This is a genomic window from Bradyrhizobium sp. 187 (assembly GCF_023101005.1).
Lineage (GTDB): Bacteria > Pseudomonadota > Alphaproteobacteria > Rhizobiales > Xanthobacteraceae > Bradyrhizobium > Bradyrhizobium canariense_D.
In genome coordinates, this window is the sequence record NZ_CP064693.1 from 3,809,779 (window position 1) to 3,832,970 (window position 23,192).

Annotated in this window: 20 protein-coding genes and 1 pseudogene; 5 read left to right on the forward strand and 16 right to left on the reverse strand. The window is 64.0% G+C overall.

All coding sequences use genetic code 11. From position 1 onward, the window contains the following. Positions 1–2: 2 nt before the first annotated feature. Positions 3–1,199, reverse strand: coding sequence for a M24 family metallopeptidase (locus IVB19_RS18150; protein ID WP_018457846.1), 1,197 nt, complete (start codon positions 1,197–1,199; stop codon positions 3–5). Positions 1,200–1,655: 456 nt separating this feature from the next. On the opposite strand from IVB19_RS18150, the gene IVB19_RS18155 reads away from it, so the two are divergent. Genes IVB19_RS18155 through IVB19_RS18165 form a run of 3 tightly spaced genes read left to right on the forward strand, consistent with a single transcriptional unit; the run spans position 1,656 to position 6,253 of the window. Continuing rightward, positions 1,656–2,675, forward strand: coding sequence for a TRAP transporter substrate-binding protein (locus tag IVB19_RS18155; protein WP_018457847.1), 1,020 nt, complete (start codon positions 1,656–1,658; stop codon positions 2,673–2,675). Between the two features lie 15 nt (positions 2,676–2,690). Then, entirely contained in the window at positions 2,691–4,580 is a 1,890-nt protein-coding gene (locus IVB19_RS18160) for a TRAP transporter large permease (protein WP_026233452.1), read from the forward strand. 23 nt (positions 4,581–4,603) lie between these two features. Then, positions 4,604–6,253, forward strand: a complete 1,650-nt coding sequence (locus IVB19_RS18165; protein ID WP_018457849.1) for an acyl-CoA synthetase — start codon at positions 4,604–4,606, stop codon at positions 6,251–6,253. A 92-nt stretch (positions 6,254–6,345) separates the two neighbouring features. Here IVB19_RS18165 and IVB19_RS18170 read toward each other — a convergent pair whose 3' ends face one another. From IVB19_RS18170 to IVB19_RS18210, 9 genes are all read right to left on the reverse strand, one after another. After that, complete coding sequence (locus IVB19_RS18170; RefSeq protein WP_018457850.1) at positions 6,346–7,323, reverse strand: TRAP transporter substrate-binding protein; 978 nt, start codon at positions 7,321–7,323, stop codon at positions 6,346–6,348. Positions 7,324–7,361: 38 nt separating this feature from the next. Further along, a complete protein-coding gene (locus tag IVB19_RS18175) occupies positions 7,362–8,675 on the reverse strand; it encodes a TRAP transporter large permease (protein WP_007591091.1) in 1,314 nt (437 codons plus the stop codon). A gap of 2 nt (positions 8,676–8,677) precedes the next feature. After that, entirely contained in the window at positions 8,678–9,271 is a 594-nt protein-coding gene (locus IVB19_RS18180; RefSeq protein ID WP_018457852.1) for a TRAP transporter small permease, read from the reverse strand. A 165-nt stretch (positions 9,272–9,436) separates the two neighbouring features. Continuing rightward, the gene (locus IVB19_RS18185) at positions 9,437–10,234 is read right to left on the reverse strand and encodes an MBL fold metallo-hydrolase (RefSeq protein WP_018457853.1); all 798 of its coding nucleotides are present in this window, start codon (positions 10,232–10,234) and stop codon (positions 9,437–9,439) included. 13 nt (positions 10,235–10,247) lie between these two features. After that, positions 10,248–11,024, reverse strand: a complete 777-nt coding sequence (locus IVB19_RS18190) for a TatD family hydrolase (protein WP_018457854.1) — start codon at positions 11,022–11,024, stop codon at positions 10,248–10,250. Positions 11,025–11,037: 13 nt separating this feature from the next. After that, positions 11,038–13,059 carry a methionine--tRNA ligase gene (gene metG / locus IVB19_RS18195; RefSeq protein ID WP_018457855.1) on the reverse strand — a complete coding sequence of 674 codons (2,022 nt, stop codon included), beginning with the start codon at positions 13,057–13,059 and terminating at the stop codon, positions 11,038–11,040. 109 nt (positions 13,060–13,168) lie between these two features. After that, positions 13,169–14,215: a DNA polymerase III subunit delta' gene (locus tag IVB19_RS18200; protein WP_018457856.1), complete on the reverse strand. Its 1,047-nt coding sequence runs from the start codon at positions 14,213–14,215 to the stop codon at positions 13,169–13,171. Further along, positions 14,212–14,898, reverse strand: a complete 687-nt coding sequence (gene tmk, locus IVB19_RS18205) for a dTMP kinase (protein ID WP_018457857.1) — start codon at positions 14,896–14,898, stop codon at positions 14,212–14,214. Before tmk ends, IVB19_RS18200 begins: the two co-directional genes overlap by 4 nt. A 2-nt stretch (positions 14,899–14,900) precedes the next feature. After that, complete coding sequence (locus IVB19_RS18210) at positions 14,901–16,163, reverse strand: D-alanyl-D-alanine carboxypeptidase family protein (RefSeq protein WP_018457858.1); 1,263 nt, start codon at positions 16,161–16,163, stop codon at positions 14,901–14,903. 151 nt (positions 16,164–16,314) lie between these two features. On the opposite strand from IVB19_RS18210, the pseudogene IVB19_RS18215 reads away from it, so the two are divergent. Further along, positions 16,315–17,270, forward strand: a pseudogene (locus IVB19_RS18215) (alpha/beta fold hydrolase). Here the strand turns inward: IVB19_RS18215 and IVB19_RS18220 are convergent. The 3 genes from IVB19_RS18220 to IVB19_RS18230 all read right to left on the reverse strand — a co-directional run bounded on the left by IVB19_RS18220 (position 17,264) and on the right by IVB19_RS18230 (position 19,544). Next, positions 17,264–18,199 carry a septal ring lytic transglycosylase RlpA family protein gene (locus IVB19_RS18220; RefSeq protein WP_083926497.1) on the reverse strand — a complete coding sequence of 312 codons (936 nt, stop codon included), beginning with the start codon at positions 18,197–18,199 and terminating at the stop codon, positions 17,264–17,266. The pseudogene IVB19_RS18215 and the gene IVB19_RS18220 sit on opposite strands and share 7 nt — an antisense overlap. Before the next feature lie 671 nt (positions 18,200–18,870). Continuing rightward, positions 18,871–19,185, reverse strand: a complete 315-nt coding sequence (locus IVB19_RS18225) for a hypothetical protein (protein ID WP_085349855.1) — start codon at positions 19,183–19,185, stop codon at positions 18,871–18,873. 41 nt (positions 19,186–19,226) lie between these two features. Then, the gene (locus IVB19_RS18230) at positions 19,227–19,544 is read right to left on the reverse strand and encodes a DUF1476 domain-containing protein (protein WP_162847233.1); all 318 of its coding nucleotides are present in this window, start codon (positions 19,542–19,544) and stop codon (positions 19,227–19,229) included. A 235-nt stretch (positions 19,545–19,779) separates the two neighbouring features. Between IVB19_RS18230 and IVB19_RS18235 the strand changes: the two genes are divergently transcribed. Further along, positions 19,780–20,004, forward strand: coding sequence for a hypothetical protein (locus IVB19_RS18235; RefSeq protein WP_018457864.1), 225 nt, complete (start codon positions 19,780–19,782; stop codon positions 20,002–20,004). A gap of 49 nt (positions 20,005–20,053) precedes the next feature. On the opposite strand, the gene IVB19_RS18240 is transcribed toward IVB19_RS18235, so the two are convergent. From IVB19_RS18240 to IVB19_RS18250, 3 genes are all read right to left on the reverse strand, one after another. Next, positions 20,054–20,245, reverse strand: a complete 192-nt coding sequence (locus IVB19_RS18240; RefSeq protein WP_018457865.1) for a hypothetical protein — start codon at positions 20,243–20,245, stop codon at positions 20,054–20,056. A 129-nt stretch (positions 20,246–20,374) separates the two neighbouring features. Then, the gene (locus IVB19_RS18245) at positions 20,375–21,070 is read right to left on the reverse strand and encodes an endonuclease/exonuclease/phosphatase family protein (protein ID WP_039800285.1); all 696 of its coding nucleotides are present in this window, start codon (positions 21,068–21,070) and stop codon (positions 20,375–20,377) included. Continuing rightward, on the reverse strand, positions 21,070–23,097 hold the full coding sequence (locus IVB19_RS18250; RefSeq protein WP_085349854.1) for a VTT domain-containing protein: 2,028 nt from the start codon (positions 23,095–23,097) through the stop codon (positions 21,070–21,072). The genes IVB19_RS18245 and IVB19_RS18250 overlap by 1 nt, the downstream gene beginning before the upstream one ends. Between the last annotated feature and the right edge of the window lie 95 nt (positions 23,098–23,192).

Here is a 23,192-nt window from a genome sequence, read left to right on the forward strand (position 1 = left end):
GCCTACAGCGAACTGCCACCCAAATTCCAGCCGCGACCACCCTCGCCAAAGATCTCGTAACCCGTCGCCGTCACCGCAACCGTGTCCTCGAGCTTGATGAACCCGCGCTTCGGATGCTTCATCGTGGTCTCGATCGACACCACCATGCCAGTTTCGAGCGGCAGCCGCGCATCCGTGTCGTCGTAGGGGATCGGACCTTTGGCCGTCAGGCGAGGGGCCTCGTGGCTGACGAGGCCCATGCCGTGGGCCAAAAACTCCGTGCAGTCGCGCTGGGTGATCTTCGCGAGCTGCCGCTCGGCCGCGACGTAGATGTCGCCGCCCATGGCGCCCGGCCTGACCGCCGCGAAGGCGGCGCGCTGGACCGCCTCGATCTCGGCCAGACAGTCCTTCAGCTCGGCATCGGGATCGCCGAGCACGGCCATGCGCGCGAGGTCGCCGATATAGCCGTGATAATTGCCGCCGGAATCGAGCGACAGCACGTCACCTTGCTCCCAGCGCTGCGCCGAGGGCGCCCGGTTGTGGCTGTTGCCGCAGGCGAGCAAGCAGTATTCGAAGGTCAGCCCGCGATTGGCTTCGGCGAGCCGCAAGGCGTCCGACAATTGCTGCTTGGTCGTGCCCGGCCCGTGCCCGGCGATCACCGCCAGCATCGAGGCGATCACCAGTTCGGACGCCGTCTTGAGCTTCGCAAGCTCGTCCGCCGACTTCACCGCCCGCAGCCGCTCCAGCACCAGCAGCGCGTCCTTGAGCTCGGCGCCGGGCAGGGCGTCACTGAGCGCCCGGCCCGCATCCATCGGCAGGAACGCCATCTCGACCCCGACCCGCTTCAGGGGCACGCCGGCATCGCGGATCAGGCTTACGGCCCGCGTAATCGCATCGACCGAGCCGTTGGACTCGGTCCGCACCTGCGCCACCCATGGCGGCGCCACGGCGCGCTGATGGGTTTCCAGACGGTGGCCGACATAAACCGCCTTGTCGGGTGCGCCCTTGGGATAGACCAGCACCGGCAGATAGCGGCTGACGCCGAGCGCATCCATGTAGTCGAAGAAGATCGCGCGCTCGGCACCCAGCAGGTACTGCACATTGTGCTTGGAGGTCGCGACCAGGACGTCGAGGCCGGCAGCCTCCATCAGGCGGTCGAGCTTGGCGGCGTCGAATGGAATGGCGCGCGAGCGGTCTGCGCGGGCGACGTTCTCCTGCATGACGAACCTCCCAATGCTGCCGTGGCGACAACCGCTGCGTCGGTTTGCCCGGGGATTTGTTGGCACAAGTTTGATCCGAAAGAGGGGTTCTGGGTAGCTGCGGAATGATCTGGCCTGACCTGCACAGCCATATCCACGATTCGCATAAGGTATATTATGGAATATCATTATATCAAATCAGATCAGTTATTTAGCTAGAATTCCTCTCATCGCACCTTCGTTCCCGGTCCATTTCCAGGCTGGCCGTCGGACGTGGTCCCGACTTTCGACGGCTACTGTGCATGGGGTTGTTTTTCGGTTTTTGAATCGGGCCGATGCCGCCGAAAGCCGATATTGCCGTGAGGATGTCCGGCTGCAATAAGCGAGGCTTCGCGAGATCGCAGATGACCTTCTGACCTTCCGTCCGTATAGGTTTGCATCTCAGAACAACAACAAACTTTCCGAGGAAGCAGACCCATGAGCTTTTCCCGCCGCACGCTTCTCAAGGCCTCCGCCGCGACCGCGGTCCTGGGCGGCCTCAGTGCGCCCCATGTGGCCCGCGCCCAGAGCGCCGAGTTCACCTACAAATACGCCAATAACCTGCCGGACACGCATCCGCTGAACGTGCGCGCCAAGGAGATGGCCGCGGCGATCAAGGCCGAGACAGGCGGCAAGTTCGACCTCCAGATCTTCCCGAACAACCAGCTCGGGTCTGACACCGACATGCTGAGCCAGATCCGGTCCGGCGGCGTCGAGTTCTTCACGCTGTCGGGGCTGATCCTGTCGACCCTGGTACCGGCGGCGTCCATCAACGGCATCGGCTTCGCGTTCCCGGACTACGGCACGGTCTGGAAGGCGATGGACGGCGATCTCGGCGCCTTTGTCCGCGGCGAGATCAAGAAGGCCGGGCTCGAAGTCATGGACAAGATTTGGGACAACGGCTTCCGCCAGACCACGTCGTCGAGCAAGCCGATCACCCATCCGGACGATCTCAAGGGCTTCAAGATCCGCGTGCCGGTGTCGCCGCTATGGACCTCAATGTTCAAGGCATTCGATGCGGCGCCCGCCTCGATCAATTTCGCCGAGGTCTATTCCGCGCTGCAGACCAGGATCGTCGAGGGCCAGGAGAACCCGCTGGCGATCATCTCGACCGCCAAGCTCTACGAGGTGCAGAAATACTGCTCGCTGACCAACCACATGTGGGACGGCTTCTGGTTCCTGGCCAATCGCAAGGCGTGGAGCAGCCTGCCCGAGGATGTGCGCACCATCGTCGCCAAGAACATCAATGCCGCAGCGCTCAAGGAGCGTGAGGATACCGCCAAGCTCAATGCCAATCTGCAGCAGGAGCTCGCGGGCAAGGGCCTGACCTTCAATCAGCCCGCGGTCGCGCCGTTCCGCGACAAGCTGCGCTCCGCCGGCTTCTATGCCGAGTGGAAAGGCAAATATGGCGACCAGGCCTGGGACCTGCTGGAAAAAGCCGTCGGCAAGCTGTCGTAACGCGTTGGAGCCGTCATGGCTCATCTTGAGGTCGAAGTGAGCGGAGTGGCGGGCGAGGCGGCTGTTCGGTCCCCTCACCGGCCTTCCTTGCTGGCCTCGACGGAGCGCGCACTCGGTCTCCTCGTCGAAATTCCGGCGGCCATTTTGGTGGTCGCCGAGATTGCGATCCTGTTTGCCGGCGTGGTCGCGCGCTACGGCCTGCACCGGCCGCTGATCTGGTCGGACGAGCTGGCCTCGATCCTGTTCCTGTGGCTCGCCATGCTGGGCGCGGCGGTGGCGTTCCGCCGTTCCGAGCACATGCGCATGACCGCGGTCGTCGCCAGCACCAGGCCGGCCACGCGGGCCTGGCTCGATCTGGTCGCGACCTGCGCGGCGCTGGCCTTCCTGGCGCTGATCGTCTGGCCGTCCTGGGACTACGCCTACGAGGAAAGCTTCATCACCACGCCGGCGCTGCAGATCTCCAATATGTGGCGCGCCGCGGCATTGCCGGCCGGCATCTGCCTGATGGCGGCGTTCGCGCTGTTGCGGCTGCTGCGCGCAGTCGATTACCGCATGGTGCTGACGGCCGCGGTCGCCGTTGCCGTCGTCGTCGGCTTGTTCTGGCTGGCGCAGCCATATCTGCGGCCGCTCGGCAATCTCAACCTCGTCATCTTCTTCGTCGGCGTCGCCGGCTTCTGCGTCTTTGCCGGCGTTCCCATCGCGTTCGGCTTCGGGCTCGCGATCTTCGGCTATCTGGCACTGACCACGCGCACGCCGGTCATGGTACTGGTCGGGCGGATGGACGAGGGCATGAGCCACCTCATTTTGCTCTCGGTGCCGCTGTTCGTATTTTTGGGGCTCCTGATTGAAATGACCGGCATGGCACGGGCCATGGTGGCGTTCCTGGCCAGCCTGCTCGGCCATGTCCGCGGTGGGCTGCATTACGTGCTTGTCGGCGCGATGTACCTGGTCTCCGGCATCTCAGGTGCCAAGGCCGCGGACATGGCCGCGGTCGCGCCCGTGCTGTTCCCGGAGATGAAACAGCGCGGCGCCAAGCCCGGCGATCTCGTCGCGCTTCTTGCGGCCACCGGCGCGCAGACCGAAACCATTCCGCCGAGTCTCGTGCTGATCACGATCGGATCGGTCACCGGCGTCTCGATCGCCGCGCTGTTCACCGGCGGCCTGTTGCCCGGCGTGGTGCTGGCCATAACGCTGTGCATGTTGGTGTGGTGGCGCTATCGCCACGAGGACATGAGCCATGTCCGCCGCGCCACAGGCGGCGAGATCGGCAAGACCTTCGTCATCGCCCTGCCCGCGCTCGCGCTGCCCTTCGTGATCCGCTACGCCGTGGTCGAAGGCATCGCCACCGCCACCGAAGTGTCCACGATCGGCATCGTCTATGGCGCCCTGGTCGGCCTCCTCGTCTACCGCCGCTTCGACTGGCGGCGGCTGTTTCCGATGCTGGTCGAAACCGCGGCGCTGTCGGGCGCGATCCTGCTGATCATCGGCACGGCGACCGGCATGGCCTGGGGCCTGACGCAATCAGGCTTCTCGCGGGCGCTGGCATCCGCCATGACCGGATTGCCGGGCGGCGCGGCGACCTTCATCGCCGTCTCGATCCTGGCCTTCACCATCCTCGGCAGCGTGCTCGAGGGCATCCCGGCGATCGTGCTGTTCGGGCCGCTGTTGTTTCCGATTGCGCGCGCCGTCGGCGTCCACGAGGTGCACTATGCCATGGTCATCATTCTCGCCATGGGTATCGGGCTATTCGCCCCGCCCTTCGGGGTCGGTTATTATGCCGCCTGCGCCATCGGACGCGTCGATCCGGCCGAAGGCATCAGGCCGATCTGGGGCTATCTGCTGGCGCTGCTGGTAGGATTGATCGTGGTCGCCGTCTTTCCGTGGATCTCCATCGGATTCCTGTAGGCCGGCGCGTAAGGGAGGTGTCGATGAGCGAGCGGCAGAACCAGTACAATATCGGCCTCGACAAGACGCCCGCCAATTACGTGCCGCTGAGCCCGTTGAGCTTTCTCGCACGCAGCGCCGCGGTCTATCCCGATCACGTCAGCACAGTCTACGAGGGGCGCAGCTTCACCTGGCGCGAGACGCATGAGCGCTGCAAGCGCTTTGCTTCGTATCTTGCCGGCAAGGGTATCGGCGTCGGCGACACCGTCGCGGCGATGCTGCCGAACATTCCGGCGATGAACGAGGTGCATTTCGCCGTCCCCATGACCGGTGCCGTGCTCAACGCGCTGAATATCCGGCTCGATGCGCCTTCGATCGCATTTCAGCTCGACCATGGCGGCGCAAAGATCATTCTGGTCGACCCCGAGTTTTCCGGCGTGATCACCGATGCGCTGTCACAGATGAGTGGCCCAAAACCGTTCGTGATCGACGTCGACGACACCGCCTTCAAGGGCGGCGGGCGCATCGGCGAGATCGAGTACGAGGCCGCGCTCGCGCAAGGCGATCCTGACTTCGCGGCGATCCTGCCGGGCGATGAATGGGACGCAATCGCGCTGAGCTACACCTCGGGCACCACGGGAAATCCCAAGGGCGTCGTCACCCATCATCGCGGCGCCTATCTGAACGCCGTCAGCAATATTCTCGCGGGCCAACTCGGCCAGCATCCGGTGTACCTCTGGACGCTGCCGATGTTCCACTGCAACGGCTGGTGCTTCCCCTGGACCATCGCAGCCGCCGCCGGCATCAACGTCTGCCTGCGCAAGGTCGAGCCGACGAAAATCTTCGAGCTGATCAAGCAGCACGGCGTCACCCATATGTGCGGCGCGCCGATCGTCTACAACACGCTGATCAACGCGCCCGATGCACCGAAGGGCGATGCCGCGCGCCGCGTCGTCGGCCTGATCGCCGGTGCCGCGCCGCCGGTCGCGGTGCTCGAGGACGCCGAGAGCATCGGCATCAAGCTGACGCACGTCTATGGCCTGACCGAGGTCTACGGCCCCGCTTCCGTCTGCGCCGAGCAGCCTGGCTGGGATGATTTGCCCGCAGCCGAGCGCGCCAGCCTGAAGCGGCGGCAGGGCGTGCCCTACCCGCTCGAGGAAGCCGTCACCGTCATCGATCCGCAGACCATGAGGCAAGTACCGCGCGACGGCGAGACCATCGGCGAGGTCATGTTCCGCGGCAACATCGTGATGAAGGGCTACCTCAAGAACGACAAGGCGACGCAGGAAGCCTTCGAGGGCGGCTGGTTTCACACCGGCGATCTCGGCGTGCTCGACGCGCACGGTTACGTCATCATCAAGGATCGCTCCAAGGACATCATCATCTCCGGCGGCGAGAACATTTCCTCCGTCGAGGTCGAGGACATCCTCTACAAGCACCCCGCCGTGCTGTTTGCCGCCGTGGTCGCAAAGCCCGATCCGAAATGGGGCGAAGTGCCCTGCGCCTTCGTCGAGCTGAAGGACGGCGCAAGCGCGAGCGAAGCCGATATCATCGCCTTCTGCCGCTCGCATATGAGCGGCTTCAAGACGCCGAAGGCCGTGGTGTTCGGGCCCATCCCGAAAACGTCGACGGGAAAGATCCAGAAATTCCTGCTGCGCAACGAAGCGGGATCGGCGAAGGCAATCTCGAGCTGAGAGCCGCTTGTCTCGACCTCCGCGGCGGTTGGGTGTCGCCGCGAAGTCGTTGCGCAGTTTCGACTGGTCAGATTCGCCGGGCCCCCTCGACCTCACATCTTCTTATAGGCGTCAACCAGGGCCTGGCCGTCGGCTCCCGCCTTCTTGAGCCAGTCGGCGGTGAGCTGTTCGCCGATCCTCTGGAAGCCAGCCTTCAGGGCCGGGCTCGGCGGCTCGACCGTCATGCCCTTGGCCTTGAGCTGATCGATGTACCAGGTGCTCTTGTCCTGCCAGGCCTTCCAGCCGCGGGTTTCCGCGGTCGCGGCGGCCTTGAGGATGGCCTCCTGGGTCGGCTTGTCGAGCGCCTCGAACGCAGCCTTGTTGACGAAGGTGTAGTCCTTCGGGATCCAGGCTTGCACGTCATAGAAGTACTTCAGCGACTCCCATGCCTTCGCATCGTAGCCCGTGCCGCCTGACGACATGAAGGAGTTCACGACGCCGGTCGCAAGTGCCTGCGGCAGCTCGGCGGCTTGAATGGTGACCGACTGCGCGCCAACCAGTTCGCCGATGCGCGCGGTCCCAACGTTGTAGGCCCGCCATTTAAGGCCCTTCATGTCTTCGATGGTCGCAAGCGGCTTGCTGACATAGACGCCCTGCGGCGCCCACGGCACGACGAACAGCAGCTTGAGCCCCTGCGCCTCCAGCTTCTTCGTAATCAGCGGCTTCGACGCCTGGTACAGCTTCATGGCATCCGGGAAGCTGGTCGCCAGAAACGGCACGACGTCGACGCCGAATACCGGATCCTCGTTCTCGTGGATCGACAGCAAGACTTCGCCCATCTGCGCCTGCCCGGTCATCACCGCGCGCTTGATGTCGGGCGCCTTGAACAGTGAGGCGCCCGGATGAACCGTGATCTGGAGCTTGCCGGACGTGCCGGCTTCGACGTCCTTGGCGAACGCGACGAGATTCTCGGAGTGCGGATTGTCGGCCGGATATGCCGCCGGCAGATTCCATTTGGTCTGAGCCAAAGCGGGTGTCGCAGCCAGCACGGCGCTGGCGATCAAGGATGCGCGGAATAAACGAGACATCATCGGGCTTCTCCTCACAGTCAATTTCAAAACCGGTACGCTCAGTCTGGGAAAGCAAGCTTGGGCAGGAACATCACGATCTGCGGATATTCCGTGATGATGAACACGGCGGCGAGCAACAGGACGAAGAACGGGAACGCCGCCCGCGCGACGGTCAAGGTATCACGCCCGCTCATGTTCTGGAGCACGAACAGATTGAAACCGACCGGCGGCGTGATCTGCGCCATCTCCACGTGGATGATGAGATAGACGCCGAACCAGACCAGGTCGAGACCGGCCTGCTTGACCATCGGCAGCACGATCACGGCGGTCAGAACGATCATCGAGATGCCGTCGATCAGGCATCCCAGGATTATGTACATGATGCTCAGATACAGCGCGAGCATGCCCGGCGTCAGCTGCTGGCCCTGGACCCAGGTGGCGAGCGCCGCCGGAATGCCCGTATAGGCCATCGCTGCGGTCGTATAGGCAGCGCCTGCCAGGATCAGCATGATCATGCAGGTCAGGCGCGTCGCGCTCATGATGCTCTCGAGGAAGTTCTTGCGCGTGAGCGTGCGGCTCCACCACGCCAGCAGCAGCGCGCCCGAAACGCCCCAGGCGGCGCATTCCGTCGCCGTCGCGAAGCCGAGCACGAGGGAGAGGAAGACTGCCAGGATCAGCAACAGGCAGGGCGCAAGCCTGGCCGACTCGCGCAGCTTCTGGCGGAACGGCATCGGGGGATCGCGCGGCGGAATCTTCTTCGGGTTCAGCAGCGACCAGATGATGATGTAGCCCGAATAGAGCACCATCACGAGCACGCCCGGCAGGAAGCCGCCGAGGAACACCTGAAGCACGGAGACATTCGCGGTGACCGCATAGACCACCATCGGGATCGACGGCGGGATCAGCAGGCCGAGCGTGCCGGAGCCCGCGAGCGAGCCTAGACTCAAGCCCTTATCGTAACCACGCTTGTCCAGTTCGGGCAGCGCGATCTTGCCGATGGTCGCACAGGTCGCCGCCGACGAACCCGACACTGCCGCGAAGATGCCGCAGCCGATCACGTTGACATGGGTCAGACGCCCCGGCAGCCACTGCACCCAGGGCGACAGGCCCCGGAACATTTCCTCGGATAATTTGGTGCGGAAGAGGATCTCGCCCATCCAGATGAACAACGGCAGCGCAGCCAGCGTCCATGACGAGCTTGCGCTCCATGTCGTGGTCGCAAGCACGGAGCCGAGCGGCAGGCTCGTGGTCAGCGCCATCGCCACGAAGCCGACAAGCCCCAGCGAAACCGCGATCCAGATGCCACTTCCCAGCAGCACGATCATGACGCCGAGCAGAATGAACGATAGTTCGATCATGCCGAGATTGGCCATCGTCAACCTCCGCCGCCCTGCGATATCCGCTCGATGAATTCGTCCGGAGTCTCGTCCGGCGAGCCCTTCTCGTAGCTCGGCCGGTTGCCGCTGATGACACTGACCATTTCATCAATGAGCGCGATCGAGAGGATCACGAGTCCGCCGGAAAACCCGAGCTGCGGAATCCAGAGCGGAAGCGCGACGACGCCCTGCGCCACGTCGTTGAAGCGCCAGGAATCGTAGGTCATCTGCACGGCATGCCGGGTGAAATAGAGGATGAAAGCGGCGGCAATACCAAGGGCCACGACCTCCGCCACCTGTTTGGAGCGCCCATGCAGACGCTCCAGCAACAGGCCGACCCGGATCATCTCTCCGCGCTTGAAGGTGTGAGCGAGGCCGAGGAATGCCATCGCGGCCATGCACCATGAGGCGAAATCATCGCCGGCGGGAATGTTGACCGCAAACTGGCGCCCGATCGACATGATCATCATGATTGCAAAGATCGCAACCATGAAGGCGCCGGCGGCGTAGCCCGCACCGAGATAAAGGAGATCTAGCGCGCGTCGCACCGGCCCCCGGCTCGTGACATCGTCCCCTGCCAACGCGATCCCCATCCTCATACGAAGCGATTCAGAAGGTCCCGGCGATCGCACGTCGCGCGCCGGTCCTGCATGAATATCGCCCCTGCCCAGCGCCTGTCTTTCAGACGTTAGATCAACATGATGGGGCTAGCGCAAGCAAGGAGTATGCCGGCTCTCGCCGGAATTTCCCCCGCAGGTTCAGCGGGTCTCCAGCCGCAGCCCGTCATACGCGGGCACCACTCCCGCCGGCAGCGACTGCCGGATCACCTCATAATCGACGTCGGCCGTCATGTTGGTGATGACGGCGCGCTTCGGCCTGAAGCGCTCGATCCAGGACAACGCGTCGTTGATGCTGAAATGGCTGACATGGCTGGTGTAGCGCAGGCCATCGACGATCCAGAGATCCAGATTTTCCAGGGCGCCCCAGCTCTCGCGTGGGATGTCGTTGAGATCGGGCGTGTAGGCGGCATCGCCGATGCGATAGCCCAGCGCGGGAATGTTGCCGTGCTGCACCAGGAAGGCCGTCATCGTCACCTGGCCGCCCTTCCCCTGAATGGTCTGGCTGTCACCGGCCTCGATCGACTGCGCCGTCAGGATCGGCGGATAGTCGCTGCCCGCCGGTGAGACGAAGCAATAGGAGAACCGCGACATGATGTCGTTCGCAGTCGTCTGATTGAGATAGGTCGGAATCCGCCGGCGCATGTGCATCACGACCGAACGCAGGTCGTCCATGCCGTGGGTCTGATCGGCGTGCTCGTGGGTCAGGAACACGGCATCGATGTGGTCGACATTGGTCGAGAGCAATTGCTCGCGCAGGTCCGGCGAGGTGTCGATCACGATACGCGTGGTGCCCTCGCCCGATGTCTGCTCGACCAGCAGCGAACAGCGGCGACGGCGGTTCTTGGGATTGTTGGGATCGCAGGCACCCCAGCCGAGTGCCGGACGCGGCACGCCGGCGGAGGAGCCGCAGCCCAGGATCGTCAGCGTCAGCGTCATGCGGCTCCCAGTTCTAAGGTTTCACCCTGGAGAACAGGCGAAAGAAGTTTTCGCTTGTCTGGCGCGAGATCTCGTCAAACGACACGCCGCGTGTTTCGGCGAGCACTTTTGCGACCTCGACCACATAGGCCGGTTCGTTGCGCTTGCCCCGGTACTTGCCCGGCGCAAGGTAGGGCGAGTCTGTTTCAACCAGAATACGGTCGGACGGCAGTTCGGCCGCAAGCGCGCGCAAGGCCTCGGACTTCTTGAAGGTCAGGATGCCCGTGAAGCCGATATAGAGCCCGAGCGAGACCGCCTTCAGCGCCAACTCGCGCCCGCCGGTGTAACAATGCAACACCGCGCGAAACGATCCCTTTGCCGTCTCCTCTTCAAGGATACGGCCGCAATCCTGGTCAGCCTCGCGGGTGTGGATCACCAGCGGCAGGCCGGTGGCGCGGGCGGCGGCGATGTGGGCACGAAAGCCCCTCGCCTGCGCCTCCGGCGAGCCGTTGTCGTAGAAATAGTCGAGCCCGGCTTCGCCGAGCGCGACGACCTTGGGATGCTGCGTCAAAGCGATCAGCTCGTCCGGCGCGATGCCGTCTTCTTCATCAGCGTTATGCGGATGGGTGCCGACCGAGCAATAGACGTCGTCATAGCGCTCGGAGATGGCCAAAAGCTGGTTCAGTTTCCTCACCCGCGTCGAGATCGTGACCATGCGGCCGATGCCGGCCGCTCGCGCCCGCGACACGATCCCGTCGAGATCCTCCGCAAAATCCGGAAAATCCAAATGGCAGTGGCTGTCGACCAGCATGGTGCGAACGCCTTTAGGCTGCCGGCTCGATATAGCGGGGGAAGGCCGGCGTCGGCGCGGGCAGCGTCGTACCGGGCGCGATGCGCGTTGCGCCACCAAGCGCGGCGAAGTTGCGCTCCGCTTCGGGGATACCGAGGCTGTTCAGCAGCAATCCCGAGGCCGTCGGCATCGCCGGCTGGGCCAGGATTGCGATCTGGCGCACGACTTCGGCGGTGACGTAGAGCACCGTCCTCTGCCTGACAGGATCGGTCTTGGCGAGTGCCCACGGCGCTTCGCCCGCGAAATAGCGGTTGGCTTCCGCGACCACGGCCCACACGGCATTGAGCCAGTGATGGATTTGCTGCGTCGCCATCGCTTCGCGGGACGCCGCGAGCATGCCGTCTGCTTGTGACAGGATCGCCTTGTCGTTGTCGCTGAATTCGCCGGGCTCCGGGAGCACGCCGCCGAGCTGCTTCGCGATCATCGACAGCGAGCGCTGCGCGAGGTTGCCGAGATCGTTGGCGAGATCGGCATTGATGCGCGCGACGATGGCCTCGTGATTGTAGTTGCCGTCCTGGCCGAACGGCACCTCGCGCAGAAAGAAATAGCGCATCTGGTCGACGCCGTACTGGTCGGCGAGGTTAAAGGGATCGACCACGTTGCCGACCGACTTCGACATCTTCTCGCCCCTGCTGAACAGGAAGCCATGGGCATAGACCCGCTTCGGGAGGGGGATCCCGGCCGACAGCAGGAAAGCCGGCCAGTACACCGCATGGAAGCGGATGATGTCCTTGCCGATGATGTGCACGTCGGCAGGCCAATAACGCCAGTTGTTGTCGCTCTCGTCGGGGAAGCCGACGCCGGTGATGTAGTTGGTGAGCGCGTCGACCCAGACATACATCACGTGATCTTCGTCGCCGGGCACCTTGACACCCCAGTCGAACGTCGTGCGCGAGATCGAGAGGTCGCGCAGGCCACCCTTGACGAAGCTCACCACCTCGTTCTTGCGGGAGTCGGGCCCAATGAAATTGGGCTGCGTCTCGTACAGCTTGAGCAGCTTGTCCTGATAGGCCGACAGGCGGAAAAAGTAGCTCTTCTCCTCGACCCATTCGACCGGCGTGCCCTGCGGCCCGAGCCTCACGCCGTCCTCGTTCAGGCGCGTCTCGTCCTCCGCGTAATAGGCTTCGTCGCGCACGGAATACCAGCCGGCATAGATGTCGGCATAGATATCCCCGTTCGCTTCCATGCGCCGCCAGATCTCCTGGCTGGAGCGGTGATGCTGCTCCTCGGTGGTGCGGATGAAGCGGTCGAACGACACGTTCAGGCGCTCGTCCATTTGCTTGAAACGGCCGGCATTGCGGGCGGCGAGCTCCGAGACGGACATTTTTTCGCCGGCCGCGGTCTGAACCATCTTCTGGCCGTGCTCGTCGGTGCCGGTCAGGAAGAACACATCCTTGCCGTCGAGTCGCGCGAAGCGCGCCAACGTATCGGTCGCGATCGCCTCATAGGCGTGGCCGATATGCGGGCTGCCATTGGGATAGGCGATCGCAGTCGTGATGTAGAAGACGTTGTCGCGCGCGGGGACGGCCACGGGCGTGTTGGCGTGCGGCGCTGCGATGGACTTCGGCGCGCGCGGGGCCTTGGGTTTCGATACATCGGGCTTCGCAGTCTTCGGCGGCGTCGCGACAGGAGCTGGTGCGGCGGTCACTGCGGGCGCAGCCACCCTCGCCGTCTTGGCTATCTTCTTCGCCGGGGCCTTGTTTTTCGCCGAGGCCTTGTTCTTCGCCGAAGCCTTGGCTGGCTTTTTGGTTCCTGTCTTCACCGTCTTCTTGGCGACGACCTGCTTCTTCGCTGCCTTCTTTGCCGTCTTCGCGGCGCTCTTCTTCCCGGTTTTTTTGGCGGCCGCCTCTTTGGTCTTCGTGGCTTTCTTGACGTTCTTGGCAGCTTTGCGCGCGCGCGCCTTCACAGCCTTCTTCGCGGCTTTCTTGACGGCCTTCGTGGCAGCCTTCTTCTTGCTGCTCTTGCCCTTAGCGGTTTTCTTAGCTCGCGTTGCCACGACGAATTCCTTTACCGGCTTCTCGAAATTGGGAAACGAATCTGCGTTAGTTTATTGTCTTGAGCATGATCCAACCGGAAAACCGCTGGACACTTTTCCGGATCATGCTCTAGCGCGTTGCGTCCGCCAGCCAGCCGAACACCGAGAAAACCAAGGGCTTTCGCTCCAGATTGTAGGTTTCGGTGTCGCGCGCGGCGCGGACGATCTTTTCCCATACCTCAGCTAGACGCGCAAGGCGCGGCAGATTTTGGTTGGCATTGGCCTCGTCGGCGTGCAGGCGTTCCGCGATCCAGCGATCGATGCCGTCAATGAAGGCGGCAAGCGCAACGCGGTCGCTTGTGCCGAGCGATTCGCCGAGCGTGTGCAATTCGCGCGGATCGACCTGCGGCAGTCGCGCCAACAATGCGGCCGTGCGTTGCTGGAGCTTCAGGGCGTCGCCGCCGAGCAGCGTCAGCGCCCGCGCGACGCTGCCCTCGGACGCCTCCGCCGCCTCGCGCAATGCCGGATCGTTCGGGTCGAGATCGGCAGCGGTTGCGGCTGCTCCAATCACGTCGTCGGTTGCGAGCGCGCGCAGGCGCAGCTTGCGGCAGCGCGACTGAATTGTGGCGAGCACGCGCGCCGGCGCGTGGCTCACCAGCAGGAACAGCGATTGCTGCGGCGGCTCCTCGAGAATTTTCAGCAGCGCGTTGGCGGCATTTGGATTGAGCTCGTCGACGGTATCGACGATGCAGACGCGCCAGCCTTCGGCCGCCGCGGTCGAGCCGAAGAATCCGATCGTCTCGCGCGTCTCGTCCACGGTGATCACCGTGCGCATCACGCCGCGATCGTTGGCGGTGCGCTCCAGCGTCAGCAGACCCCCATGCGAGCTCGCCGCAACCTGCCGCGCCACGGCGTGATCAGGATTGATGGCGAGATCTTCGGCGCGCTGCACCGAAAGCGCCAGCGGCTGGCCGTGAGCGAGCACGAAGCGCGCCATCCGATATGCCAGCGTCGCCTTGCCGATGCCTTGCGGTCCGCCAATCAACCAGGCGTGCGGGATACGCCCGCTGCGATAGGCGGCGAGCAGCGCGGTCTCGGCCTCGCGATGGCCGAACAGAACGCTCGTCTCGCGCGGATGAGACATGGCAGTTTCGCGCTCGGTCTGACGCGGGCTCATATGGACACCACCGTTGCCGGCGTCGGGAGCAGGCGATCACGCATCGCGATCCAGATGCGTCCGGCAACCGTGTCGGGATCGGAATTGGCGTCGATCAGCACGCAGCGCGCGGGATCGTCCGCCGCGATCTTGCGATAGGCTTCGCGCAGGCCCTGATGGAAACCAAGCTTCTCGGCCTCGAACCTGTCCGGCGTGCCGCTGCCGCGGCGCGCGGCCGCGCGCTGCAGGCCGATCTCGACCGGCAGGTCGAGGATGATGGTGAGGTCCGGCTTGAGATCGCCGATCGTGACCCGCTCCATCGCGTTGATCAGCGCGGCCGGCACGCGGCCGAGGCTGCCCTGATAGGCCCGCGTCGAGTCGGCGAAGCGGTCGCACAGCACCCACGTGCCCTGGTTGAGCGCTGGCTGGATCACGGTGTGGACATGATCGTCGCGGGCGGCCGCGAACAGCAGCGTCTCGGCTTCGGGTCCGAGCAGCTTGCCCATGCCTGACAGCACCAGATGGCGCATGATCTCGGCGCCCGGCGAGCCGCCCGGCTCGCGCGTGACGAGGATACGCATCCTGGCGGCCTTGAGACGGTCGGCGAGCTTCTTGATCTGGGTCGACTTGCCTGTCCCCTCGCCGCCTTCAAAGGTGACGAAACGCCCGCGTCCGGACGGCCACTTTACCGCGCTTTCACTCATGATCAGAGCTTCTCGGCGCCCGCACGGAACATGCCGATCACCAGCTCGCTGGCGCCGTCGATCGCGCGGCGCACCGTCGAGCCGGTGCCGATCGCGTCAGCGGCATAGACCGGCGTCTCCACTGCGATGTTGCCGCTGCGCCAGACCCTGACCAGCCCGACCTTCTGCCCGGCCTCGACCGGCGCGCGCACCGGGCCGTTATAGATGACGCGCGCGATCAGCTTGTCGCTGCCGTTCTTGTGCACCATCACCTTCACGGGCGTCTTGGCGACCAGTTTGACCGAGCGGCTCTCGCCGCCGAACACCTTGGCGTAGCCGACCGGCTGATCGGCCGCGATCAGGGTGCGGGTCTCGAAATTGCGAAAACCCCATTCAAGCATCTTCTTGGCTTCGGTCGCGCGATCGTCGGGGTCTTCCAGCCCGTTAATGACAACGATCAGCCGCGTGCCGTTCTGCACCGCCGAGCCGACCATGCCGTAGCCGCCTTCCTTGGTGTAGCCGGTCTTCAGACCGTCGGCGCCTTCCATCGAATTGAGCAGCGGATTGCGGTTGGGCTGGCGGATCTTGTTCCAGGTGTATTCCTTCTCGCCGAACAGTTTGTAGAATTCGGGAAAGTCGAGAATGATGTGCCGGGCGAGAATGCCGAGCTCGCGCACCGTCATCTTGTTGGCGGGGTCCGGCAGGCCGTTGGAATTGCCGAAGGTCGATTTCGTGAGGCCAAGCTCGCGAGCTCGCTTGGTCATGAAGTCGGCGGCGAAAATCCGCTCGCTGCCCGCCATGGCCTCGGCCAGCGCAATGCAGGCGTCGTTGCCGCTCTGGATGATCGCCCCGTGCAGGAGATCGTCGACCGTGACCTTGCTGTTGATGGCGGCGAACATGGTCGAGCCGCCGGAGGGTGCGCCGCCCTTGCGCCAGGCGTTCTCGCTGATCCGGTATTCGTCGGTCAGCTTGATGTCGCCCTTCTTGATGGCGTTGAAGACGACCTCGGCGGTCATCAGCTTCATCATGCTCGAGGGCGCGCGGAGCTCGTCGGCGTTCTTCTCGAACAGCACACTGCCGCTGGAGGCCTCGATCAGGATCGCGGTCGGGGCGTCGCCGTCGAAGCCGGAATCATCTGTTTTCTTGGCGCCCTGGACGCTCTGGTTGGCGGCGTAGAGCGCCCCGCTCCAGCCAATGGCCGCCACCAGAGCCGTCGCGATCAGCCCGCGCGCCAGCGCTCCGGCGGTAAACCAGGTGCGCCTAAACGAGGAAAGACGAAATTCCATGGCCAAGCCCTGAGAGCGGCGTTCTAACAGTTGGAGCCGGTGCAAACAACACGGGGTGGCCGCTTGTCCCGAGATTGCACGATTCTCGTCCCGCCCCTATCGTGGCACCTCAGATTTTCTGACCAAACCCCTGAAACAAGGCGGAAAAGCGATGTCATCCACCCGCGTGATCAAGGCCAACGGGATCGACCTGTTCATCCGCGAAGCCGGTCAGGGGCCGCTGGTGGTGCTGTGCCACGGCTGGCCGGAACTCTCCTACTCCTGGCGCCACCAGATCCCGGCGCTGGCGCAGGCCGGGTTTCGCGTCGTCGCCCCCGACATGCGCGGCTATGGCCAGAGCTCAGCGCCGCCCGAGGCGACGGCCTATTCGATCTTCGACACGGTCGGCGATATCGTCGGCCTCGTGCAGGCGCTTGGCGAGACCAAGGCCATGGTGGTCGGCCACGACTGGGGTGCACCGGTGGCTTGGCACGCGGCGCTGTTCCGGCCCGACATCTTCACGGCGGTCGCCGGCCTGAGCGTGCCACCGCCGTTCCGCGGCCGCGGCAAGCCGCTCGAACTCCTGCGCCACGGCGGCATCACCAATTTCTATTGGCAGTACTTCCAGGCGCCCGGCGTTGCCGAAGCCGAGTTCGAGCGCGACGTCGCGCGCACCATGCGCATCGTGCTCGGCGGGCGCGGCCTTGCCGATCCCTCCGCAGCCATGTTCGTGCTGGAGGGCAAGGGATTCCTCGGCCACGCAACCCGGAGGAGCCTCTGCCGGCCTGGCTCACCGAGACTGACCTTGCCTATTTCACCGAAACCTTCCGCAAGTCCGGCTTCCGCGGCGGGCTGAACTGGTATCGCAACCTCGATCGCAATTGGGAGCTGACGGCGCCCTGGCAGGACGCGCAAATCCATCAGCCGTCGCTCTTCATTGCCGGTTCGAACGACGCCGTCATCACCGGCCTGATCGGAGCCAAGCGCGTCAACGAACTCGAGCGCGTGCTGCCCAATCTGAAGCGAAAGCTGATCATCGAGGGCGCCGGCCATTGGGTCCAGCAGGAGCGGCCCGACGAGGTGAATGCGGCGCTGATGAGTTTCCTGAAGGAAAGCGCGGCTCAGTAGAGGCCGCGGCCGCTCAGGATGCCGCGGGCCTCGGCAGCGCCGTCCGAGGCGTAGGCGCCGGACGGAGCGCTCTCGGTCGCATAGCGGCCGTCCCCGTCATAGGACACGGCGCGCGCGTTCTGGAGCGCCCGACCCCGGTTGCGGCTCGAGGCCGACATTTCCGAGGTCGCACTGAGTGAAGCCATGTCGGCGGAGGTGTTGCCGAGATTGTAGGGCCGTCCCTCCGGCGTCGGAACTTCGCCGCGCATGGCGCCGCGGTTCGACGATGGCAGCTCCGGCACGAAGGGTCTCGCGGAGGCGACCCGGACCATCGACGGCGATGGCGCCGGGGTCCCGGTGCGCAAGGTGGCCATCAGCTGGCGGTCGTCGGAGCCTTCCAGCGGCGCCCGGCCAACATACTCGACACGGACCTTGGCGATCCCATTGCCTTTGAATTCAAGCAGTTCGGCGGCCTTGTTCGAGACGTCGATGAGCCGGTTGCCGTGATAGGGCCCGCGGTCATTGACGCGGACGATCAGCGACTTGCCGTTCGAGACGTTGGTCACCCGCGCATAGGACGGCATCGGCAGGGTCGGATGCGCCGCGGTCAGCGAGCCCATGTCGAACACTTCGCCATTGGCGGTCAGGCGGCCATGGAAATCGTCGCCGTACCAGGACGCCATGCCCTCGGCGCGGTAGTTGACGTCCTCTTCGGGCACATAGGTCCGGCCACCCACCACATAGGGCTTGCCGACGCGATAGGCGCCGCCGCCCTTCGGGACCGGATCGCCCAAAGCCACGACCCGGGGGCTCGAGGACACGCCGTATTTCGGATCGACCCGGCTGGCGAATTTGTTGGAGGAGGCGCAATTGGCGAGCGCAAGGCAGGTCGCGGCCATCGCAGCAGCGCGCGCGGCCCGCAAAACCGAATCTGACCGTCGGATCCCCATTCGCCCCAAATACCACTTTGCCGGAGGCGTACCTAACCCGCTTTGGCTACGGGTAGCGCTGTCCGGTCCTTTGCTCCGAGGCGGCCCACCACCGCGTCGGAAGTGGTAACGATAACGCAACCCGAACACGGCGGAAATGGGGAGCGCACGGCGTTCACGCCGGGATGGTAAACAGGGCGTATGCGCTCGCCCCGTTGAACTACGGGGCGCCGGTGCCCTGCTCTGTGCCACGCCTGGACATTCTGTTGCGCCAAATCCTCACTCCACCCCATTGTCGCGCCGCTCACTGGAATTCTTTTGACTGTGCAAGGCCGCCCGCGTTTTCTCGCGTGCAGGGCGGAATGGAATGAGACGATGATCGAGACGGTTTCGGCACTGATGGGTTTGGTAAGCGCGGGGATCTTCCTGGCCCATGCGTTTGAAGGTTACCGCACGAGGGCCTGAGGCACTCGCGCGGACGGCAAGCATCACCCTTTCAAGACGGCGCGTTCGGACATTTTTAATCGATCCGATCGAGCATCGCAGACGAGAGCGGCAGGTGTCCCATGCGCAACCATGACCTCGTATCCGATGGCTTCCTGGCATTGACCGCCGGTGGTCTGGTCCTGCTGTGCTCCAGCCTCGTGGCATTGGCCTTCGCCTGAGCACCCAGCACTTCCCGAACAATACGCTTACCGCAGTCCAAGCAGCGAACGCCGATAGAGACTGTCACGGGCTTCGCTCAGGCAGACGAAGCTGCCGTCAAAACCCTGGCCGTACCGCTTCTGGCCTTTGCCGTAATAGACACCTTTGCTGAAATCGAGCCAGACAACCCGGTCGTGCGGGCAGTGACGCTGCGCCTGCGCCTCGTAGCGAAATGGCGTCAGCGGCGTGGCCGATACCTCAGCGCCGCAGCAGCCGACCAGGATCGTAGCAGCGAGTGCGATCGCGCCGGCCCATTTGCGGAAGCTGCTCCAAGATACTCCGCAAGATATTCCGCAAGACACCACCCGCCTCCCGATCCCAGCCGTCGAGGGCCGGCCTGCTTTCACTTGTCCGCTTCGAGTTGCTGCAACGCCTGGTGCATGCATTCCTGAAGCCTGGCTGCGACCTGTTCGCGCGCGACGCCTTTGGCGGCAAGATCGCCTGCCACCTTGTCGAGGATCTCGTCCATCGAGTGGTTCTCCAGATGGTCCGTCACCAACGCCGTCGCATAGCCGGCCGCGGCATCGCCGCTGAGGCCGAGCTGGGTTGCGGCCCAGAGCCCGAGCAGCTTGTTGGACCGGGCCGTGGCCTTGAACATGAGCTCCTCGTCGTGGACGAATTTGGCCTCAAAGCCCTGCTCGCGCTTGTCGAACGTGGTCATGGTCAGCTCCATTTCGTTTTTCGCTGATCGGGATCGGACTGGCTGGAAGCGAACGTCTCCGTGGTTCAAATCAGGGTCGTTGGAAGCTTCCGGCGGAAGCCAAACGCCGTCAAGCCCGCTGGGCGTGCCCAAGGCACCCACCAGCTCTACGCCAGCCAACCCGGCTAGGCAGAGATGTTTACTGTTCATTAAGCAGACTCAGCGCCGCATGGCCGGGGACATCGAGAGCTGACGCATGAACAAAGAACTGCGGGAGTTTCGACGGCTTGAACGGGTCTGCCTGGAGCAGGCAGCCCTCTCCACCATGGACCTCGCGCGAGGCGGGTTGCTCAAGGTCGCTGACGATTGTCGCGTCGCAGCCGAAGCGATCGAGGCGCAATCGCCTCGCAGACCTTTCGCAAGTGCCGTTCAGGCGCTGAAGCAGGCGTTGAGCGTGACCCGCATCCCTCACCGGCACTGAGACCGGCGCTCGCGGGCAAGGACATCCTTGACGGGGCGACCGCGTACGGTCAGCCCTTCGCCTCCGTCTGTTCACGTGCCAACCGTTCGGCCCTTAGCCGTTCCTTGTTCGCATAAAACGCCTTCTGCGCAGCTTCATGATCGCGCATGGCTTTTTCGGCTTCGACACGGCGTGTCGCATCGCGCGCCTGCCGCTGCTCGGGAGTCAAGGGCTTGCGCCGGTAGGAAATGTCTTCCGTCATGGCCAGATAATGCTGAGGTGAGGAAAGAGTTCCTCGTGGTCCCGCTGAGCGGCACTGCGGGCCGACTGCATAATGTGCGAAAACAACCCCATGCACAGTAGCCAAGTCCTTCTGCAGACAGCACTTTTTTTATCGCACTTTCGATGCGTTTGACCCCGCAGGGATCTCGATGTCTGCAATAACAGGCAAATGGTCTGAATAGGCCCTCGCGCCTTCGTCGGTCCAAACCTTCCCGATCGGGCTGTCGGACGTCGCATAGATCCGGTCAAGCCGCAGCAGGGGCAAATGCGACGGGAAAGTTCGCAGCCGCGTACGGTTTGGGCAGACCTGCGCGAGCACGCGCCGCACCGATTTGATCCAGAACCAGTCGTTGAAATCCCCGAGGACGACGGTCCTTCCAGGTTTCACCAGGCTCACCAGCGCCTGAGCCTGCGCGTGGCGCTCGTGGATGCTCAGGCCGAGATGCGTGGCCACCACGCGAACATCGCCAACCGGTGTCAGCAGTCCCGCGGCGATCGCTCGGCGCGGCTCCCGCTCACGATACGACACGTCGACGATCTCGGGCGGGCCGGAGAATGGAAAGCGGCTCAGGAGCGTCTGGCCGTAGTCGCCATCGGCCGTGACGATCGACTTGGCGTGAACACCGTGATCGCCGACGACGCTCGCCAGCTTCGCAAACGGATCGTCCGATCGCGATCGCGAATCCACCTCCTGAAGCGCGACGACATCGGGAGCCCATTTGCGAATGATGGAACAGATCCCTTCCAGATCGAACTTCGGATTGAGATTGAAGGTGCCATGCACATTCCACGTCATGAAGCGCATCAGCGCCTCCCGGCGAGCCACGTCGCGACGAATTGCGCGCCGGCGCAGATCGCGAGCCAGCCCAGGAACGCCAGTGCGAGCAGCAACATGTTGACCCAGGACGCGTTCCTGGCGAGATCAGCGATCTGAGCCCCCAAAACTGCCATGGCGAGAATGCCGGGCGTCATGCCGAGCAGCGTTCCGACCAGGAAGTCACGCAGAGGCAGCGTGCTCGCGCCAGCCACGACATTCACCACTGAGAACGGCGCGATCGGGATCATCCGGATGACGACGACAGCCAGAATCCCCTTGCCGACAACACGTTCCTGGATGCGCGCGGTACGTCGTCCGAGCAAACGCTGGAGGCGTTCGCGCCCGAGTGCCCGTCCGATCGCAAACAGGATAAAGGCGCTGAGCACGACCCCCGTCATGGCGGTGACGAAGCCTAGCCATGGTCCCAGTGCGGCAGCAGTCGCCGCAATGAGCACGAGAACCGGAAACACGACCAACCCGCCGACGACGAAAGCTGCAATCGCGAATGGCGGACCCCAAACGGACTGCGAATAGGCAGACAGAAGCGTCGACATCCGGCCCGCGTCGGCGAAATCGCTCAACGACGTGTAGGACCAGGCCATCGCCAGTCCAAAAAGCGCCACGGCGATCGAGACCATCCCGATGATCGTCTTCGTGCTCCACATCCGCGATGCCGCCCGCTCCAGATGAAGAGGCGCCTCAGGGTCCGCCACCGGCTGAACCATCGTGGCCAGAGCGCTGGTCAGGACCGAGGATTCAACGTCCCGCAGCGCCTTCGTCCCGCTTGCGACGTCGTCCAGGAGCGCAAAAAGACGATCTTCGTTTTGCGCGACGGTCTGTTCATCGAGACCGCAGAAATGGGCGATCAGGCGACGGCGGACCGAGGCGATGAACTCCCGATGCTCGTCTGATGCGGCTTCGAAGATCAGGTCACATTCGCTATCGGCACCCATCGATCGATTGTTCAAATTGGCCGAACCGATCCTCAAGATCCGATCGTCGACGATCATGAGCTTGCTGTGCACCATCACGGCCGCTTCCGTATCCCCGTTCCCCGAGACCGGGTAGACGAAGCGGATGCGATCGGCGACGCCGGCCGAACTGAAGCAATCGATGAAAGCGCCCCGGCCGTTCTGCATCGCTTGGGATTCCAGCCATGAGGAGTGCAGTTTTGGGGTGACGATCAGAACCCGAAGCGAAGGCACGCGCAGCATCTGCTCCGCCAATTCGCGCGCGATCTTGGTGGCGCTGGTGAACTGGTTCTCGATGTACACGAATTTCGTCGCGGACCGCATCGCTGCAATCAGCGAGCGTTCGACCTCCCGGAGCGTCGAACCTGCCGGACAAACCACCTCGGTCCTGGCGATACCCACCGGAATATGTTCAGCCTCGACCGGCACAATCGCCGGCCAGCGCAAGCTTTTCAGCGGGCGCCGATCATCAATTTGTTGGCCCGCCGCGCGCCAGCGTTGCTCCACGAGGTCGAACAACTGCGCCGCCGCATCCCCATCGACCACGCATTGAACATCATGAAACGGCAGGTATGGCTTGCCCTGGGGATCACAGCGCGATGCGTGATCGGCGCGATGATCACTGGTGTCCCAACGCCTGATCGTCAGATCGAGCCCGCCGACGAACGCCAGTGAACCATCGACACAGACGATCTTCTGGTGTTGGGCCGACCCAAAGGGAAGCGTGGCATCCAGGTGAAACCGGACGCGGCCATCTGTGTCGGCGGTAAATTTGGCCGCGGAATTCCATTCCCTCTCGGAGGCGTAGAACGAGACGAAGTCCCAGACGAGAATGTTGATGTGCAAGGTGGGACGGCGGTGGACCAGCGCGCGCAAGAATGGGCCGAGTTGCTCCGGCAAGCCATCATCCGCTCGCCCGGACTCGCCGACCAGCCTGGTCTCACTATGGATATCCCACCCGACGATATAGACGAGGTCCTGCGCCTGCAGCAGGGTCTGCCGCAGGGCCGCGAAATAAGCGGCAGCATCGTTCAGAACCGCCACACGCCGCGCCTCGCACCGCCGCCAGACGGTGTCGCCGGGGATCAGGGTCGATGAGCTCTGAAGCAGGGAGACCTCGCAATCTGCGTTCGCGTTGA

Coding starts and splice junctions, on each gene's coding strand:
- IVB19_RS18220 (WP_083926497.1), bottom strand. CDS start 18,199: ATGGGGATCCGACGGTCAGATTCGGTTTTGCGGGCCGCGCGCGCTGCT.
- IVB19_RS18170 (WP_018457850.1), bottom strand. CDS start 7,323: ATGATGTCTCGTTTATTCCGCGCATCCTTGATCGCCAGCGCCGTGCTG.
- tmk (WP_018457857.1), bottom strand. CDS start 14,898: ATGAGTGAAAGCGCGGTAAAGTGGCCGTCCGGACGCGGGCGTTTCGTC.
- IVB19_RS18175 (WP_007591091.1), bottom strand. CDS start 8,675: ATGGCCAATCTCGGCATGATCGAACTATCGTTCATTCTGCTCGGCGTC.
- IVB19_RS18180 (WP_018457852.1), bottom strand. CDS start 9,271: ATGGGGATCGCGTTGGCAGGGGACGATGTCACGAGCCGGGGGCCGGTG.
- IVB19_RS18160 (WP_026233452.1), top strand. CDS start 2,691: ATGGCTCATCTTGAGGTCGAAGTGAGCGGAGTGGCGGGCGAGGCGGCT.
- IVB19_RS18165 (WP_018457849.1), top strand. CDS start 4,604: ATGAGCGAGCGGCAGAACCAGTACAATATCGGCCTCGACAAGACGCCC.
- IVB19_RS18240 (WP_018457865.1), bottom strand. CDS start 20,245: ATGACGGAAGACATTTCCTACCGGCGCAAGCCCTTGACTCCCGAGCAG.
- IVB19_RS18245 (WP_039800285.1), bottom strand. CDS start 21,070: ATGCGCTTCATGACGTGGAATGTGCATGGCACCTTCAATCTCAATCCG.
- IVB19_RS18150 (WP_018457846.1), bottom strand. CDS start 1,199: ATGCAGGAGAACGTCGCCCGCGCAGACCGCTCGCGCGCCATTCCATTC.
- IVB19_RS18230 (WP_162847233.1), bottom strand. CDS start 19,544: ATGACCACGTTCGACAAGCGCGAGCAGGGCTTTGAGGCCAAATTCGTC.
- IVB19_RS18185 (WP_018457853.1), bottom strand. CDS start 10,234: ATGACGCTGACGCTGACGATCCTGGGCTGCGGCTCCTCCGCCGGCGTG.
- IVB19_RS18155 (WP_018457847.1), top strand. CDS start 1,656: ATGAGCTTTTCCCGCCGCACGCTTCTCAAGGCCTCCGCCGCGACCGCG.
- IVB19_RS18235 (WP_018457864.1), top strand. CDS start 19,780: ATGAACAAAGAACTGCGGGAGTTTCGACGGCTTGAACGGGTCTGCCTG.
- IVB19_RS18200 (WP_018457856.1), bottom strand. CDS start 14,215: ATGAGCCCGCGTCAGACCGAGCGCGAAACTGCCATGTCTCATCCGCGC.
- IVB19_RS18210 (WP_018457858.1), bottom strand. CDS start 16,163: ATGGAATTTCGTCTTTCCTCGTTTAGGCGCACCTGGTTTACCGCCGGA.
- IVB19_RS18190 (WP_018457854.1), bottom strand. CDS start 11,024: ATGCTGGTCGACAGCCACTGCCATTTGGATTTTCCGGATTTTGCGGAG.